The sequence below is a fragment of the Streptomyces sp. NPDC046335 genome (assembly GCF_055587985.1).
In genome coordinates, this window is sequence record NZ_JBVJFF010000020.1 from 87,810 (window position 1) to 104,225 (window position 16,416).

Here is a 16,416-nt window from a genome sequence, read left to right on the forward strand (position 1 = left end):
CCTAGACGGCCGGCCGGCGCGCCCGCAGGACGAGGGCCTGCACCGCGCCGACCACGGCCGAGAGGGCGACGCACCCACCGATGACCCAGGCACCCCCGGTGGTGCCGACGAGGAGCGGGAAGTTGGCGACCATCAGGTAGGCCACACAGGCCAGACCGAGGAAGGCCACGGCCGGGGCCACGCTCGTGCGCCACACCGACTGCTGGTCACCGGCGCGCCGGAAGTAGCCGATCACCGCGAGACTGGTGGCCGCCATCAGCAGAACGACGCCGAGGGTGGCGGCGCCGGAGAACCACGTGTAGAGGTCCCCGATCGGGTCGAGATCGAGCGCGACGACGGCAAGTGTGGTGACGGACGCGACCGCCGAGGCGACAACCGAGGATGACGACGGCGCACGGTGCCGGGGGTGAACGACGCCCAGCAGCGCAGGAAGGGCGCCGGACCGGGACAACGCGAACTGGTAGCGCGTCACGACGTTGTGGAAGGCCAGCACGCACGCGAACTGACTGGTAATCAGAAGCACCTGCATCACGTCGGCCCAGACGGACCCGACGTAGCTCCGCGCCAGCGTGAGGACGAGGCCCTCGGGGTCGGCCTTCGCGGCGCCGGTCACCGATTCGACGCCGACACCCACCACGATCGCCCACACGGTGAACGAGTAGAAGACCCCGATCACGAGGATCGCGACGTACGTCGCCCGCGGGACCGTGACATCGGGATCCTTGGTCTCGTTGCGGAACACGGCCGTCGCCTCGAAGCCGATGAACCCGAAGATGGCGAACATGACGCCGAGGCCAAGGGAGCCGTTCCCCACGATGGGAGGTGACAACGGCTCGGCCTTCAGGCCGTGAGCGCCACCATGGCCCAGGATTCCGAAGTCCATGACCAGGAGCAGCAGGGTTTCCAGCACCAGCACGGCACCGAGCACCTTGGCACTCAGCTCGATGTCGCGATAGCCGAGGAAGGCGATGATGCCCAGCGAGACGAATGCCCACAACCACCACGGAGAGCCGACGTCGGTGTACCGTTCGATGACATTGCTCGTCGCGACGCCGACATAGGCATTCACCCCGACGAGAAGCAGAGTGTAGGAGAAGAGCGCGAGGGTCGCGGCCGAGAGGCCGGGTATGCGGCCCAACCCCGCCTGGACGTAGGCGTAGAAGGCGCCCGCGTTGCGTACCCGTCCGGCCATCTGCGTGAAGCCTACGGCGAAGATCAGCAGCATCACGGTGGACAATGCGAAGTACAGCGGCATCCCCGGACTGCCACTCACGGCGAAGGCAAGCGGCACCCCGCCGGCCACGAGTCCGAGCGGTGCCGCTGCGGCGACGACCATGAACACGATCTGCGATACGCCGAGCCCGCGGTTGAGCGGGTTGCCCGATCCTGCTTCACCGCCAGGTGCTTCGGGGTGCCCTGTCTTGGGGAGGTCGGTCATGTCGACCACCTTTCAGCTCACGGGCCGGTTCCGGCTCGTCATGGGTGGGTGAATGAGTGCGTGAGGTGGTACGGCCACACGAAGCGGACCGGCGCGGCACCTCAGCAGCAGGGTGAGGGACCCGGCTTCTGCTGCTCCGGCTCAGTTCTGAGAAGTCGTGACCCCGAGCGAGAGCTGGTCTGCTCGTCGCTTCCTCTTGGCCGCGACAGCATGAGTGACAGCGCGATCCGCCTCGGCTCGATGCGTAGGTGGTCCCCGAGGCGCGGAAAAGACGTGACGACAGCGATGCCGGCGCAACCGCGACGAGGTGTTTAGTGATACTAAACGCGGCAAACGTCTATCACGCCGATGACGGCACCGCAATGGCTGCGGCGAGGCCGGCCTCTGCTGAGGCGCCGCCAGGCGTCCTGCGCCTCGAAGAGCCGAACACGTCCTCCACCGAGGTCACTGCCCGGACGTCCACCACCGTATGAGCGCAGCGCTACACCTGCCTGTGCATCCTGCACCGGGCCTGGGCGAAGCAGGTGCTCACTGTCGTTCTCACCTCGGTCGCGGCTCGCGACAGTGAGGTGACCGCCACAGGAACAGCGAGGAAACGTCATGACAGCTGAGGTGTTGGACGCCGTCGAGGAATTCGACGTGGTGATCATCGGAGCCGGGATCTCCGGGATCGGCGCGGCCACCTATTTCAGCCGGGAGCTCCCCGACAAGTCGCTCGCCGTGCTGGAAGCGCGCGACGACATCGGAGGCACTTGGGACCTGTTCCGCTATCCCGGTATCCGCTCGGACTCCGATCTCCACACGTTCGGATACGCGTTCAAGCCCTGGCGCCACGAAGCCGCGATCGCCGACGCTCCCCTCATCAAGGACTACCTGCACGAGACCGTCGAGGAGAACGGCCTGGAGCGCGTCCTCAAGCTCGGCCACCGGGTCGTCCGCTCGGAGTGGTCCACGGCGGACTCACGGTGGACCCTCACCGTCCAGACGTCGGACCCCGCCACGGGAGCGACCCGGACCAAGACGATCCACGCGGGATGGGTCTTCGCCGCCACCGGCTACTACCGGTACGACGAGGGATTCTCCCCGGAGTTCCCGGGGCGGGACGACTTCGAGGGCCGGATCGTCCATCCGCAGCACTGGCCGGACGACCTCGACTACGGCAGCAAGAAGGTCGTCGTCATCGGCAGCGGCGCGACCGCGATCACGTTGGTGCCGGCCATGACCACCGGGGCGGGCGCCGCCCGGCACGTGACGATGCTGCAGCGCACCCCCACCTACGTCATGGCGCTCCCCCGTGTCGACAGGGTCGCCCTGGCGCTCACGAAGCTGCTCGGAGAAGAGCGCGGGTACGCCATGACGCGGTTCAAGAACATCTGGACCGAACACGCCGTCGTCAAGGGCCTACGGACCTTCCCCAAGGCGGGGCGGGCCTTCATCCGGCGCGAGAACGTCAAGCGCCTTCCCAAGGGATTCGACGTCGACAAGCACTTCAACCCGCCGTACAACCCGTGGGACCAACGACTGTGCGTGGCACCGGATGGGGACTTCTTCGACGCGATCAAGGAAGGAAGGGCCTCCGTCGTCACCGACGCCGTGGCGCGTTTCAGCAAGCGCGGAATCGTCCTGGCGTCGGGCGAGGAACTGGAAGCCGACGTCATCATCACCGCCACGGGGCTCAACCTGCGGCTCTTTGACGGCATGCCCATCGTGGTGGACGGGCGCCAGGTCGACATCGCGGACGCGCTCTGTTACCGCGGCATGCTGCTGAGCGGGATCCCGAACTGGGCGATGGCGATCGGCTACACCACCTCGTCCTGGACGCTCAAGGTGAGCCTGATGTGTCGCTACTTCATCGACCTGGTCCGGCACATGGACTCCCGCGGATACGACACGGTGGTTCCGGTCGCGCCGTCGGGAACGAACCGCAGGCCCGTCATGGACCTTCAGGCCGGGTACGCCAAGCGCGGCGAGAAGCTCCTGCCCAAGCAGGGCCCCGAGAAACCCTGGCGGATGGCGATGTCCTACCCCGAGGACGCCAGGGCGCTCCGCGGTCCGGTGGCCGACGAGAACCTCGAGTTCGGCACCCGTCGCACGGCCGCCGCGCAGTCATCCGACGGGAGGCGAGCCACCCATGCCTGAGACGAGCGGCGCCGAGGGCGTCGACCAGTACGCGACCTCGCCGTCCGGGATCAGGATCTGCTTCCGGGACTACGGCGACAAGGCCGACCCCGCGATGCTGCTCGTCGCGGGACTGGGCGAGGACCTCACCTTCTGGACCGGCTCGTTCGTCGGCTCACTCGTCACCCGCGGCTTCCGGGTCGTCGCGATCGACAACCGCGACGCCGGTCAGTCGACGTTCGTCGCCGCTCCCCCTCCCGGTCTCTGGCGTCAGATCGCGGGGCGTCCGCGCGGCGACGCGTACGCGCTGGCCGACATGGCCCGGGACGGCATCGGCGTACTCGACCATCTCGGGATCTCGCGAGTGCACCTGGTAGGGCGGTCAATGGGCGGGATGATCGCGCAAACGATCGCGGCCACGGCGCCCGAGCGTGCTCTGTCACTGACTTCCCTCTACTCGACCACCGGGGCGAGGAAGGTGGGCCAGCCGGCTCTGTCGACGATCCGGCTCCTTGCCGCCCCGCCGGCGAGGACCAGAACCGCGGCGGTCCGTGCCCACCTGCGGCTCACCCGGCACATCGCGGGAACGGAACATCCCATCGACGACGCGGCCGAGGCCGCCATCGCGGCGCGCGGGTGGGATCGCAGCGCTGGTGACCTGGCGGCCGGCACCGCGCGCCAGATACAGGCCATCAAGCGCTCCGGAGACCGGACGGCCCAGTTGAGCAAGATCACGGCCCCGACCTTGGTCATCAACGGCGATCGAGACCCGCTGGTCAACCCGAGCGGCGGCGCCGCAACCGCCCAGGCGATCCGCTCGGCCCAGCACGTGGTCATTCCCGGCATGGGCCATCACATTCCCGAGACCCTCGTCGATCCCATCACGAGCTACATCTCGCAGCACGCGAACCGCGTGGGTGAAGGAGGAAACCATGTCCGGATCTCGTGAGCCCCGCGCCAAGGGCACGCCGGTCGACGTCGTGGTCGTCGGTGCCGGCTTCGCCGGTCTGAGCGCTGCCGAGCGGCTGGTGAGCATCGGGCGGTCCGTCGTGGTCGTGGAAGGCCGCGACCGGGTCGGAGGGCGTTCGCTCTCCGGCGAGGTGGCGGGCGTGAAGGTCGACCTCGGAGCGACGTGGGTGGCGCGGCGCCACACCGCCGTCCGAGACCTCGCGAGCCGGGTGGGGTGCACCACGACCGACCAGTTCGCCCAGGGCCGCAACGTGCTGTGGATGGCGGGTCGGCGCCGCACCTACAGCGGCACCATTCCCAAGGTCTCCCCCCTTGCCCTGGTGGACATGGCCCGCATGCAGACGGCGGTGAACAAGCTGGTCGCGACCGTCGACGTGAACGCCGCCTGGGAGACGCCCGGGGCCGACCGGCTCGACGCCATCTCGTTCGGTGAGTGGCTCGACCGGAAGAACGCACTGCCCAGCACCCGCGCGCTGATGACCGTCATCAGCAAGGTGCAGTGGGGATGCACTCCGGGAGACGTCTCCTTGCTGCACGCACTGCGCTACATCCGCTCGGCGGGCGGACTCGACCACATGCTGGACGTCGACGGCGGTCAGCAGCAGGACCGGATCGTCGAAACCACCCAGGAGATCGCCCATCGGGTGGCGGAGCGGCTCGGCGACCGCGTGCGCCTGCAGACACCGGTGCGCCGTATCACGCAGGACGACCATGGTCTCACCGTTCGCACCGACTCCGGCGAGATCCACGCCAGGTACGCGGTCGTCACGGCCTCGCCGGCGCACCGCGCCGCCATCGAGTTCGAGCCCGCCCTGCCCGAGCAGGGTGAAGGGCTCACGCGAACCTGGCGCATGGGTGTGCTGAGCAAGGCTTTCGTAGCCTACGAGAAGCCATTCTGGCGGGCCGAGGGATTCTCCGGTGAGGCGGTGACCGACACCGGAACCGTGTTCATCACCTTCGACGTGTCTCCCGCCCACAGCGGACCGGGCGTCATGATGGCCTTCTGCGATCCGCGCGTCTTCGACGGCTTCAGCCCTGAAACCCGGCGCGACCGGGTCGTCCAGCAGCTGGCCGACCTCTACGGTCCGCAGGCCCGCACTCCGATCGACTACATGGACCACTGCTGGGGAGCGGAGCCCTTCGCCCCGGGCGGCCCCAATCCCGCTGTCGCCCCCTACGCGACCACGAGCTTCGGCAAGGCGCTGTCCGAGCCCCACGGGCGAATCCACTGGGCCGGCAGCGAAACCGCCGGCGAATGGGCCGGCACCATGAACGGCGCGGTTCTGACCGGCCAGCGCACTGCCGAGAGCATCGCCGCCCTCCTGTCCCGCGACGTCCGAGATGGGGCGTTGGCATGAAGGAAGCGCTGTTCCTGCTGGCCGACCTGTGGATGATCTTCGCCGGCTATTTCTACGGATGGAAGTTCATCCGCCGCTACGGCAACTACCTCCTCGGCCTCGAGTGGATGGTCGTCGCCACATCGGGCAGCAACTTCCTGCTCTGGTCACTGTCCGGAGCCGACAGCGACAGCGTCCTGTACGACCTGGCGTACTTCCTCGACGCCTTCTCCCGGGCAGTCGGCATCACGCTCATCCTGGTCATGGGCCTGATGAAGGTCACCCATCGCTACAAGCCGAGCCTCGGCGTCGACGTCGCCGTGTTCGGAGTCGCGATCGTGGCCGGCCTCTTCCTCCGGCAGTTCCACGGCGCGGACCTCCACACCGACCACGCCGCGTTCTGGGTCGCCGTCTTCTACGTGGTCGCCAACCTCCTCACAGCGGTCTTCCTCGCGTACTTCGCGAAACGGCTCTGGAACGCGGGTGCGAAGCGGCCCGCGATCTGGACGGGCCTGGTCACGGCCGCAGGAACAACCATCGCGTTGACCTACGATTTCTTCCCCCTGCCCTTCGACGACGCGGACCGCACGATCTTCTACACCGCCGCACTGGCGACGTGGGGCACCCAGGGATTCGTCTACTTCCGCGCCTACCGCGCGCTGCACGACCACAACGCGGCTCTTGACGCGAATCCGGTCCGCACGACCGGAACCCTCGCATGAACCCCGACAACGAAGAAGGAGTCAGCATGGCCAAGAGGCACGTATACGCGGTGGTGGACCCCGCCAGCGGAAAGCTGGTCAAGGAGTACCCGACCGCGACGGACGAGGTCGTCGAGGGGGCGGTCGACGCGGCGGCGGAAACCTACGCGCAGTGGTCGAGTCGGACTTCCGTGGAACAGCGTGCCCAGCTGCTGAACACCGTCGCCGCCCTCCACGACGAGCGCAGCACGCAGCTTGCCGAGATCATCCACCGGGAGATGGGCAAGCCGGTGGACGAGGCCGTCGCGGAGGTCGAGTTCAGCGCCTCGATCTACAGGTACTACGCCGAGAACGCGGAGAAGTTCCTCACCGACGAACCGATCGAGCTCCTGGAGGGAGAGGGCACCGCCTTCATCCGTCGCCAGCCGGTCGGCGTGCTGCTGGGGATCATGCCCTGGAACTACCCGTACTACCAGGTTGCCCGGTTCGCCGCGCCCAACCTCGCGCTGGGCAACACCATCGTGCTCAAGCACGCGTCGCAGTGTCCGGAGTCGTCCGAGGCGCTCCAGCAGCTGTTCACGGACGCAGGCTTCCCCCGGGGCGCTTACGTCAACGTCCACGCCACCGGCGAGCAGATCGCTCGGGCCATAGCGGACCCCAGGGTGCAGGGCGTCTCCTTCACCGGTTCGGAGCGGGCCGGCGCGGAGGTCGCCGAGAAGGCCGGGCGCAGCCTCAAGAAGGTGGTGCTCGAGCTGGGCGGCTCGGATCCCTTCATCGTGCTGTCGGCCGACGACCTCGACGCCACGGTCCAGGCGGCGGTCGAGACGCGGTTCGAGAACACCGGGCAGGCGTGCAACGCCGCGAAGCGCTTCATCGTCGCCGAGGACCTCTACGACGCCTTCCTCGACAAGTTCACCGAGAAGGTGCTCGCCCTGACCGACGGGCTGACGCCGCTCTCCTCGGTCGCCGCCGCCGAGTACCTCGAGGAGCAGGTCGAGCGAGCCGTCGCCGACGGGGCGACCTTCGTCTCCGCACGACAGCGCGAAGGAGCGTACTTCCCGCCCGGAGTTCTGACGGGCGTCTCGCCGACGTCGGCGTCGGCCACCGAGGAGCTCTTCGGCCCCGTGGCGACCGTCTACCGCGTCGCATCCGAGGACGAGGCCGTCGAGCTGGCGAACGGAACCCCGTACGGGCTGGGCTCCTACGTGTTCACGACGGACGCCGAGCAGGCCCTGCGCGTCGCCGACAGGATCGAGGCCGGCATGGTCTTCGTCAACGGCGTCGGCCTCGAAGGCGCGGAACTGCCTTTCGGCGGGGTGAAGCAGTCCGGTTTTGGCCGCGAACTGGGGCGGGCCGGAATCGACGAGTTCGCCAACAAGAAGCTCATCCGCACCGCCCGGGCGTGATCGCCGCACCGCGCAGAAGGAAACCGCCATGACCATCGAATTCGACGCCGCTGTCTTCAGGACTCCGAACGAACCACTGACCATCGAACGAGTGAATCTTCCCTCGACGCCTCCGCCCGGCGAGGTGCTGGTGCGGCTCAAGGCGAGCGGAGTGTGCCACAGCGACCTGCACGTGCTCGTGGGCGACTGGGAGGTCCCTTCGCCGATGATCCTCGGCCACGAAGGGGCCGGGATCATCGAAAGCGTCGGAGACGGCGTCACGACCCTGAAGAAGGGCGATCACGTCGTGCTGTCCTGGACGCCTTCGTGTCGCCGCTGCTCCTACTGCATCAGCGGCAGGCCGGTCCTGTGTGACATGGTCAGCGAACAGTCGGCGAACCACCTCTCGTTCGACGGCCGTACCCGAATCACGTCCGTGGACGAGAGCGACGTCTACAGCTTCGCGGGCCTCGGAACGTTTGGCCAGTACACCCTCGTACCCGAGTCGGCCGCGATCGCCATCCGGGACGACGCCCCGTTCCCGCAGTCGGCATTGGTCGGATGCGCCGTCACGACCGGCGTCGGCGCGGCCGTCAACACCGCGAGCGTGCGGCCGAGCGACACCGTGCTGGTCCTCGGCTGCGGAGGCGTCGGGCTGAACGCGATCCAGGGGGCCCGGCTCGCAGGCGCCCGGAGGATCATCGCCGCGGACATCTCCGACGAGAAGCTCGAGCAGGCACGCGTCTTCGGTGCGACCGGCCTGATCAACAACGCCCGCGAGAATTTCGCCGACAGGGTGCAGCAACTCACCGACGGACGCGGCGTGGAGATCGCCATCGAGGCCATCGGGCTGCCCCGCACCATCGAGTCGGCCTACGAGGTCCTGGCCCGAGGCGGCACGGCGGTAGTCGCCGGGCAAGTGGCGGACGGCATGAGGATCTCCATCGACCCCTTCGTCATGTCCGATCAGGAACTGTCGCTCATCGGCTCGAACTACGGCTCCAGCAAGCCGGATACCGACTTCCCCATGCTGATCGACCACTACATGAACAACCGCATCGACCTGGATTCCCTCGTGACGAGCGTGATCGGTCTCCAGGACATCAACGAGGCGTTCGACCAGATGAAGCGCGGCATCGGCATCCGCTCGGTGATCACGTACTGAAAGGCAGGGGCGATCTCATGGCCCTGGAATCATCACGCTCGGCTTTCGAGCGAGCCCGCCGCAGCGTCGGCGGGGGTGTGGGGTCGGGCCTGCGCGCCGCGATGCCTCCCCACCCGCTTTTCGTGCGGGAGGCCCGGGGCGCGTACGTCTGGGACTTGGACGGCGACCGGTACGTCGACTACGTGATGGCCTGGGGCCCGCTGGTCCTCGGTCACGGCGACCCGCGCGTGGTGTCCGCGGTGTCCGAGGTCGCGGCGAAGATGCAGGTCGTCGGCACTGGCCACCCGCTCGAGTATCTCGCGGCGGAAGCGGTTCTCGAGGCCGTGCCGCACGGCGAGCGACTGCTGTGGAGCAACACGGGGACCGAGGCGGTGCAGGTGGCACTGCGCCTCGCGCGGGCCGCCACCGGGCGGCGCCGCGTCCTCAAGTTCGCGAAGAGCTACCACGGCTGGCACGACACCGTGTACGCCGGGATGTCCGAGGACGACTGCGACCGCCCCGCCACCCCGGGCGGACCGGGACAGTCGGCAAGCGTCCTTGACGACCTGGTCGTGGCGCGCTTCAACGACGTACAGCTGGCCGAGCGTCTGCTGAGCGACGCCGTCGAGCGCGACATCGCGGCCGTGCTAGTGGACCCGGTGATGAGTAATGCCGGCGTCGAAGCACCCTCACCGCAGTTCCTGTCGACACTGCGGGCCCTCTGCGACCGGCACGGTGTCGTCCTCGTCTTCGACGAGGTGATCGCCGGGTTCCGGATCGCACGGGGCGGGGCGGCCGAGAGGTACGGTGTGCGGCCCGACCTGTCCGTCTTCGGGAAGGCGATGGCCGGAGGGTTCACCCAGAGCGCCGTCGTCGGCCGGGCCGACCTGATCGATCAGGTGACGACCGGCGTCGTGCACGCCGGAACCTTCAACGCCAACCCGGTCGCACTGGCGGCCGTCACGGCGACGATGCGCGTCCTGGCCGACCCCTCGGTCTACGAGCTGCTCGAAGGGACCTCGTCCGAGTTCGAAGCTCTCGTCGGCGGCGCTCTTGGTTCATCTGCCGACTTCGGCCGCTTCAACCGGGTCGGCTCGCTCCTCCAGTACGTCCCCGCCGGTGGAACCACCGGGCTCCACGGGACCAGCGGGCTCTGGACCGTGATCCTCGAAGAGATGCTGCGTCAAGGCTTCCTGTTCATGCCGTCCGGCAAGGTCTTCATCAGCACGGCACACACCACCACCGACATCGAGGCGACAGCCGAGGCCCTCGACCGGCTGCTGCGGCGGCTGTGACGTCCGCGTCCAGCCGCGCGTAATACCCAACCGCTCCGAGCCGGGCCGCGTGTTCCCTTCCCCGCGGCCGGTCCACCTCCCCGGAAGACACCATGCTGAACCTCTCGGTCCTGCTCGAGGACTCCGCCCGCACACACCCGGACCGGGACGCCGTCGTCCTCGGCACGACACGCCTCACCTACGCCCAGGTCGAGGCAGCCGCCAACCGGGTCGCCAACCTCCTGGTCGACCGCGGCATCTGGCCCGGCGACAAGGTCGCGCTCAGCTGTCCGAACGTGCCCTGGTTCCCCATCGTCTACTACGGCATCCTTAAGGCTGGCGCCGTCGTCGTACCGCTCAACATCCTGCTCAAGAGCCGGGAGATCGCCTACCACCTGGCCGACTCGAAGGCGAAGGCGTACTTCTGCTTCGAGGGGGACGCGGGCCTGCCGATGGGTGCGGAGGGACACGCCGGGTTCATCGAGACCGCGGGCTGCGAGCACTTCTTCCTTGTCACCGCCGATCCCGAGGCGCAAAGTCCGATCGAAGGTGTCGAGACCATGGGCGCCGCGCTGCAGGGCAGCGCGACGACGTTCGACAGCATGGGGACCACGGGGGACGACCCGGCTGTGCTGCTCTACACGAGTGGTACGACAGGACAGGCGAAGGGTGCCGAACTCAGCCACGCCAACCTGGTTCTCAACGCCCTTTCGTGCAATCGGCTGTTGGAGAACCGTCCTGCCCTGGACACCCACTTGGTTGTGCTGCCGCTGTTCCACTCCTTCGGCGCGACCGTGCAGATGAACGCCGGCTTCTCGACGGCGAGCACACTGGTGCTGCTGCCGCGGTTCGACGCCCGGCAGACGGTCTCCCTGATGCAACAGGAGGACATCACCTTCTTCGCGGGCGTTCCCACCATGTGGTGGGGCCTGTTGCAGGCGCTCACCGACGATGTCGACGTCGCGAGGATCGCGAAGAACCTGCGAGTAGGCGTCTCCGGCGGTGCCTCTCTCCCTGCCGAGATCATCAAACAGGTCAGGGAGCGGCTGGGGGTCCAGGTTCTGGAGGGCTACGGCCTCTCCGAGACTTCGCCGGTGGTGACCTTCAGCGATCCGGCGCGAGAGCCACGGCCCGGCTCCATCGGCGTGCCGGTCTGGGGCGTGGAGCTCAAACTCGTCAACTCGGACTGGTCGGAGGTCGAGGACGACGGCACGGGCAGCGCCATCGGGGAGATCGCAGTCAAGGGCCACAACGTGATGAAGGGTTACCACGGCCGCCCCCAGGCCACCGCCGAAGCAGTCAGGGACGGCTGGTTCCGCACCGGCGACCTCGCCCGCAGGGACAAGGACGGCTTCTACTACATCGTCGACCGGGCGAAGGACCTGATCATCCGCGGCGGCTTCAACGTGTACCCGCGCGAGATCGAAGAGGTCCTGATGACGCACCCCGCGATCAGCCTAGCCGCGGTCGTCGGCGTGCCGCACGAAAGCCACGGTGAGGAGATCAAGGCGTTCGTCATCCTCGACCGCGGCGCCGAGGCCCGTCCCGAGGAGCTGATCGCCTGGAGCAGGGAGCAGATGGCCGGCTACAAGTACCCGCGCATCGTGGAGATCGTGCAGACCCTCCCGATGACGTCCACCGGAAAGATCCTCAAGCGCGAACTCACGTGACCGGCACGCCAAGCGCATGGACACGAGTGGGAAGGACGGCAGATGACAGTGGACGAGGGCCGGTGGCGGGGCACGTTCCCCGGCGCGTTCGGTACGGGGACGGGCGCGGCCCCCGACCCGCTCGTGGCCGCCTGGAAGGCACGCGTGGCGAGGAACCCGGACGGCACAGCGCTCCGATTCTTCGACGGTGCTCTGTCCGCGCGGGAGGTGGACGCGGCGTCGGACGCCTTGGCCGCAGCGTTCCAGGCCCGCGGAACCGGTCGGGGTGATCGGGTCGGCGTGTACCTGCAGAACCTTCCGCAGTACGCGCTGGTGCTGCTGGCCCTGTGGAAGCTGGGGGCCACGGCACTGGGGCTCAATCCGATGTACCGGCGTCAGGAGCTGCGCCGGATCATCGACGACTCCGGGGCGGTCGGGGTCGTCTGTGCGGACTCGGACGTCCACGAGACGCTCGGCACGCTGGCGGGGAGCACGGTCCGATGGCTGGTCAGCACGTCGGCTCTGGACTACCAGTCGAGGAACGATCCGCGGGTCTTCATGACGACGGAGCGCCACGCTCCGGCACCGGACGGCGACCTGGTGGCCCTGATCGGCGAGTTCGAGGGCCGCAGCCCCTCACCCGTGGAGCTGACCCGCGACGACGTCGCGTTCCTGACGTACACCTCGGGAACTACGGGGCCGCCGAAGGGTGCCATGAACACCCACGGCAACGTCCTAAGCGTGGTGGCTACGTGCGCGTCGTGGATGGGCGTGAGCGACGGGGACGTCGTGCTCGCCGTGGCCCCGCTGTTCCACATCACGGGCGCGGTGGTCAACGCGGCGATCTCCCTGCTCACCGACACCACGCTCGTCCTCACGGGGCGGTTCCACCCCGCAGTCGCCCTGGACGCCTTCGCCGAGCACGGGGTGACCTACACCATCGGCTCCATCACCGCGTACAACGCCCTCTACGAGCTGCCGCAGGCCGGACCGGAGCACTTCGCGTCGGTGAAGGCCCTGTACTCCGGCGGCGCGCCGATCCCCCCAGCCACAGTCGAGCGGTTCCAGGAGCGATTCGGCGTCTACCTCCACAACGGCTACGGGATGACCGAGACGACGTCCGCCGTCATCGCCGTGCCTCCGGGGGACAGGGCCCCCGTGCATCTGCCGAGCGGCACGCTCTCCATCGGCAAGCCCCTGCCGCACCTCACCGCGCGCGTCGTGGACCCGCACGGCAATCCGGTGCCGAGCGGGGAACAGGGCGAACTGGAGTTGAGCGGGCCGCAGGTGGTGCCCGGCTACTGGGACAAGCCCGAGGTCACCCGCCAGACGATGCCGGAGGGCCGGCTCCGTACCGGTGACGTCGCCGTCATCGACGAGGAGGGCTGGGTCTACCTGGTGGACCGGCTCAAGGACCAGATCAACGTGTCCGGTTACAAAGTCTGGCCGCGTGAGGTCGAGGACGCTCTGTACGAGCACCCGTCGGTGCTGGAGGCAGCCGTCGTCGGGCAGCCGGACGCGTACCGCGGTGAGACCGTCGTCGCCTACGTCTCGCTCAAGGCGGGTCTGACCGCCACGGCGGAGGAGCTGATCGCCTTCGCCCGGGATCGTCTGGCCGCCTACAAGTGTCCTCGCGAGGTCCATTTCCTCGCCGACCTGCCCAAGACGCAGAGCGGCAAGATCCGGCGTGCCGAACTACGCCGCATCGATGTCGCCGGACCGGTACCACCCTCCACGGACTGATCGTTGTGCTCTTCCCTAGAGCAGCACCATCACCGGCGTCGGCAAGGAGGTGGCCGCCGACCGCCCCCTGCGGTGTCCGGGCGTGCCTACCGACATCGCCTCCGCCGTGGCGTGCCTGACCTCGGAGGACTCCTCCTGGGTCACCGGCCACATCGGCCTCACGGTCGCCAACGGCGCCGCGTGACGACCGCGCCCATCCGACAAAGGACATCCATGACTTTCCCTCACCTTCCGCCGGAGATCGCGGAGCTTCGTGAGCGTACTCGCCGGTTCGTTCGCGAGGTCGTCATAGACGCCGAGCCCGAACCGGGCCGACGTCTCGACCAGACCACCCGTGACCGGCTGCAGGCCGCGGCGAAGGAGGCCGGTGTCTTCGCGCCACTCGTGCCGACGGAGTACGGCGGACAGGGCCTGCCCATCGAGCACTGGTCACCGATCCTGCAGGAGGCCGGCTACTCGCCGATCGGTCCCGTGGCGCTCAACTGCATGGCACCCGACGAGGGGAACATGCACATGCTCAACCTCATCGCGACCGAACAGCAGAAGAAGCACTACCTCGCGCCCCTGGCGGCCGGAGACGTCCGGTCCTGCTTCGGCATGACCGAGCCCCACCCCGGAGCGGGATCCGACCCGGCGGCGCTGCGGACCACAGCCGTGCGCGCCGACGGCGGCTGGATCATCGACGGCCACAAGCGGTTCACCAGCGGGGCTGCCGGTGCCGGGTTCTGCATCGTGATGGCGCGGACGCCGGCCGTCGACAGCTCCCCCGAAGGGGCCACCATGTTCCTCGTCGACATGACGAACCCCGGAATCCGGGTCGGCGAGGCGATCCACACCGTCGACCGCTCCATCGACGGCGGTCACCCGCACGTCCACCTAGAGGACTGCTTCGTCGCCGACGACGCGGTGCTCGGCGAGGTGGGGCTGGGATTCCGGTACGCACAGGTACGGCTCGGACCTGCGCGTCTCACACACTGCATGCGGTGGCTGGGGCTGGCGCGGCGGGCGCACGACATCGCGCTGGACCGGGCCGCGCGGCGTGAGCTGTTCGGCGACACGATCGACTCGCTCGGCCTGGCACAGCACCTCATCGCCGAGTCGGTGATCGACATCGAGACCTCCGACGCGATCATCGCCAAGACCGCGGCTCTGCTGCACAGTGACCCGAAGGCGGGTTCGGCGATGTCGTCGGTGGCGAAGGTGCACTGTTCGGAGGCGGTCTTCCGGGTGGTCGACCGTGCCGTCCAGATCTGCGGAGGGGACGGGGTCTCCGACGGGCTTCCACTGGCGCAGTACCTCAACGAGGTCCGCCCGTTCCGGATCTACGACGGCTCCAACGAGACCCACCGGTGGGCCATCGCCCGCCGGGCATCGGCCGGCCGCAGCGCAGCGGTCCAGGCCGGTGAGCGGTACCGGGGCGACGCTGTCGTGGGCCGAAACGGAGGCTCGTGATGCACACCGTCCCCGACGGCGTGGAGGTCGTCGCAAGCTGGGACGGGGCCCGTCACCTCGACAGCCCTCCGCTCCTGGTCCTCGACGCGGTCACCGGCTTCCTCGACACACACGGCATCGGCAGCGGTCCGCTCGCGTGGCAGCGCATCGGCGACGGCCACTCCAACATCACCTACCTGCTCCAGCGAGGCAGTGAGTGCGTCGTACTACGCCGTGGACCGCGCCCGCCGTTGCCCCAAATCGACGCACGACATGATGCGCGAGGCCCGTGTCCAGAAAATCCTTGGCAGCCACGGAGTGCCGGTGCCGGAGATCATCGCGGTATGCGAGGACGAGTCGCTTCTGGGGGTGCCGTTCTACCTCATGTCCAGGCTCGACGGCATCGTCATCACCGACACGATCCCGCCCCGTCCTTCCCCCGCCGAACAGCGCCGGGCCACCAGCGAGGCGGTCGTCGACACCCTCGCCGCCCTGCACGGCATCGACGTGACCGGAGCGGAACTCGCCTCCCTGGGCTTCCCCGAGGGGTATCTCCGGCGCCAGGTCGACAGATTCCACGGGTTGTGGGAGGTCAACACCACACGCAGCCTGCCCGCGGTGGAGCGCGTCGGGGACTGGCTCGGCCGGAACCTCCCGCCGAGCCAGGCGGCATCGGTGGTGCACGGCGACTACCGCATGGGCAACCTCATGTTCGCACCCCAGGCGCCGGCCAGGGTTCTCGCGATCCTGGATTGGGAAATGGCCACGCTCGGTGACCCGCTCGCGGACCTGGGCTACCTCACCGCCACCTACTCCGAGGCCGGCAGCCCTGCCACCCCGCTCGAGCTCACCCGGGTAACCCCGGTCGCCCGGCTACTTCACCCGGCGCCAACTGGCAGAGCGCTACGAGTCCCGAACGGGCCTCAATCTGACCCCGCTGCCTGGTACCAGACTCTCGCACTGTGGAAGGCAGCGATCTTCTGCGAGGCCATCTACACCCGCTGGCAGCGTGGGGAGCGCCCCCACGACAAGACCTTCGGGCCGTCGCTCGAAGCGGGTGTCCCCCGACTGCTGGAGCAGGCGGGGGCGATACGCCGGCCTGACGGCGACCACTCGCCGCTGACACCACACACGTCCCGATACGGCTGCCCGACTCCAACGCTCGTCCTCAACGGCTGCGACCGTCTCCACGACCCGTCGCGCCGTGTCCGTCTTCCCTTTCTTCAG

The 16,416-nt window shown here is 68.5% G+C and carries 11 protein-coding genes and 1 pseudogene; 11 read left to right on the forward strand and 1 reads right to left on the reverse strand.

The genetic code is table 11. The features are described from left to right. Position 1: 1 nt before the first annotated feature. Positions 2-1,438 carry an APC family permease gene (locus ACZ6JY_RS37160; RefSeq protein ID WP_469203398.1) on the reverse strand — a complete coding sequence of 479 codons (1,437 nt, stop codon included), beginning with the start codon at positions 1,436-1,438 and terminating at the stop codon, positions 2-4. Positions 1,439-2,038: 600 nt separating this feature from the next. Here ACZ6JY_RS37160 and ACZ6JY_RS37165 point away from each other — a divergent pair. The 11 genes and pseudogenes from ACZ6JY_RS37165 to ACZ6JY_RS37215 form a co-directional block, all read left to right on the forward strand. Beyond that, complete coding sequence (locus ACZ6JY_RS37165; RefSeq protein ID WP_469203400.1) at positions 2,039-3,577, forward strand: flavin-containing monooxygenase; 1,539 nt, start codon at positions 2,039-2,041, stop codon at positions 3,575-3,577. Further along, positions 3,570-4,505, forward strand: a complete 936-nt coding sequence (locus ACZ6JY_RS37170) for an alpha/beta fold hydrolase (protein ID WP_469203402.1) — start codon at positions 3,570-3,572, stop codon at positions 4,503-4,505. Before ACZ6JY_RS37165 ends, ACZ6JY_RS37170 begins: the two co-directional genes overlap by 8 nt. After that, positions 4,489-5,883, forward strand: coding sequence for a flavin monoamine oxidase family protein (locus ACZ6JY_RS37175; protein WP_469203404.1), 1,395 nt, complete (start codon positions 4,489-4,491; stop codon positions 5,881-5,883). Before ACZ6JY_RS37170 ends, ACZ6JY_RS37175 begins: the two co-directional genes overlap by 17 nt. After that, on the forward strand, positions 5,880-6,584 hold the full coding sequence (locus ACZ6JY_RS37180; protein WP_469203406.1) for a transporter: 705 nt from the start codon (positions 5,880-5,882) through the stop codon (positions 6,582-6,584). The genes ACZ6JY_RS37175 and ACZ6JY_RS37180 overlap by 4 nt, the downstream gene beginning before the upstream one ends. A gap of 26 nt (positions 6,585-6,610) precedes the next feature. Next, complete coding sequence (locus ACZ6JY_RS37185; protein ID WP_469203408.1) at positions 6,611-7,969, forward strand: NAD-dependent succinate-semialdehyde dehydrogenase; 1,359 nt, start codon at positions 6,611-6,613, stop codon at positions 7,967-7,969. 28 nt (positions 7,970-7,997) lie between these two features. Next, positions 7,998-9,113: a Zn-dependent alcohol dehydrogenase gene (locus ACZ6JY_RS37190; protein ID WP_469203409.1), complete on the forward strand. Its 1,116-nt coding sequence runs from the start codon at positions 7,998-8,000 to the stop codon at positions 9,111-9,113. A gap of 17 nt (positions 9,114-9,130) precedes the next feature. Then, positions 9,131-10,387, forward strand: a complete 1,257-nt coding sequence (locus ACZ6JY_RS37195) for an aspartate aminotransferase family protein (protein ID WP_217245103.1) — start codon at positions 9,131-9,133, stop codon at positions 10,385-10,387. 92 nt (positions 10,388-10,479) lie between these two features. Next, positions 10,480-12,036 (forward strand): long-chain-fatty-acid--CoA ligase, encoded by a 1,557-nt coding sequence (locus tag ACZ6JY_RS37200; protein ID WP_469203411.1) that lies wholly within the window; start codon positions 10,480-10,482, stop codon positions 12,034-12,036. Positions 12,037-12,078: 42 nt separating this feature from the next. After that, a complete protein-coding gene (locus ACZ6JY_RS37205; RefSeq protein ID WP_469203412.1) occupies positions 12,079-13,758 on the forward strand; it encodes a class I adenylate-forming enzyme family protein in 1,680 nt (559 codons plus the stop codon). A gap of 213 nt (positions 13,759-13,971) precedes the next feature. Continuing rightward, positions 13,972-15,210, forward strand: coding sequence for an acyl-CoA dehydrogenase family protein (locus tag ACZ6JY_RS37210; protein WP_469203413.1), 1,239 nt, complete (start codon positions 13,972-13,974; stop codon positions 15,208-15,210). 255 nt (positions 15,211-15,465) lie between these two features. After that, positions 15,466-15,960 (forward strand): annotated as a pseudogene (locus tag ACZ6JY_RS37215) (phosphotransferase family protein); the annotation flags it as partial. Positions 15,961-16,416: the final 456 nt, after the last annotated feature.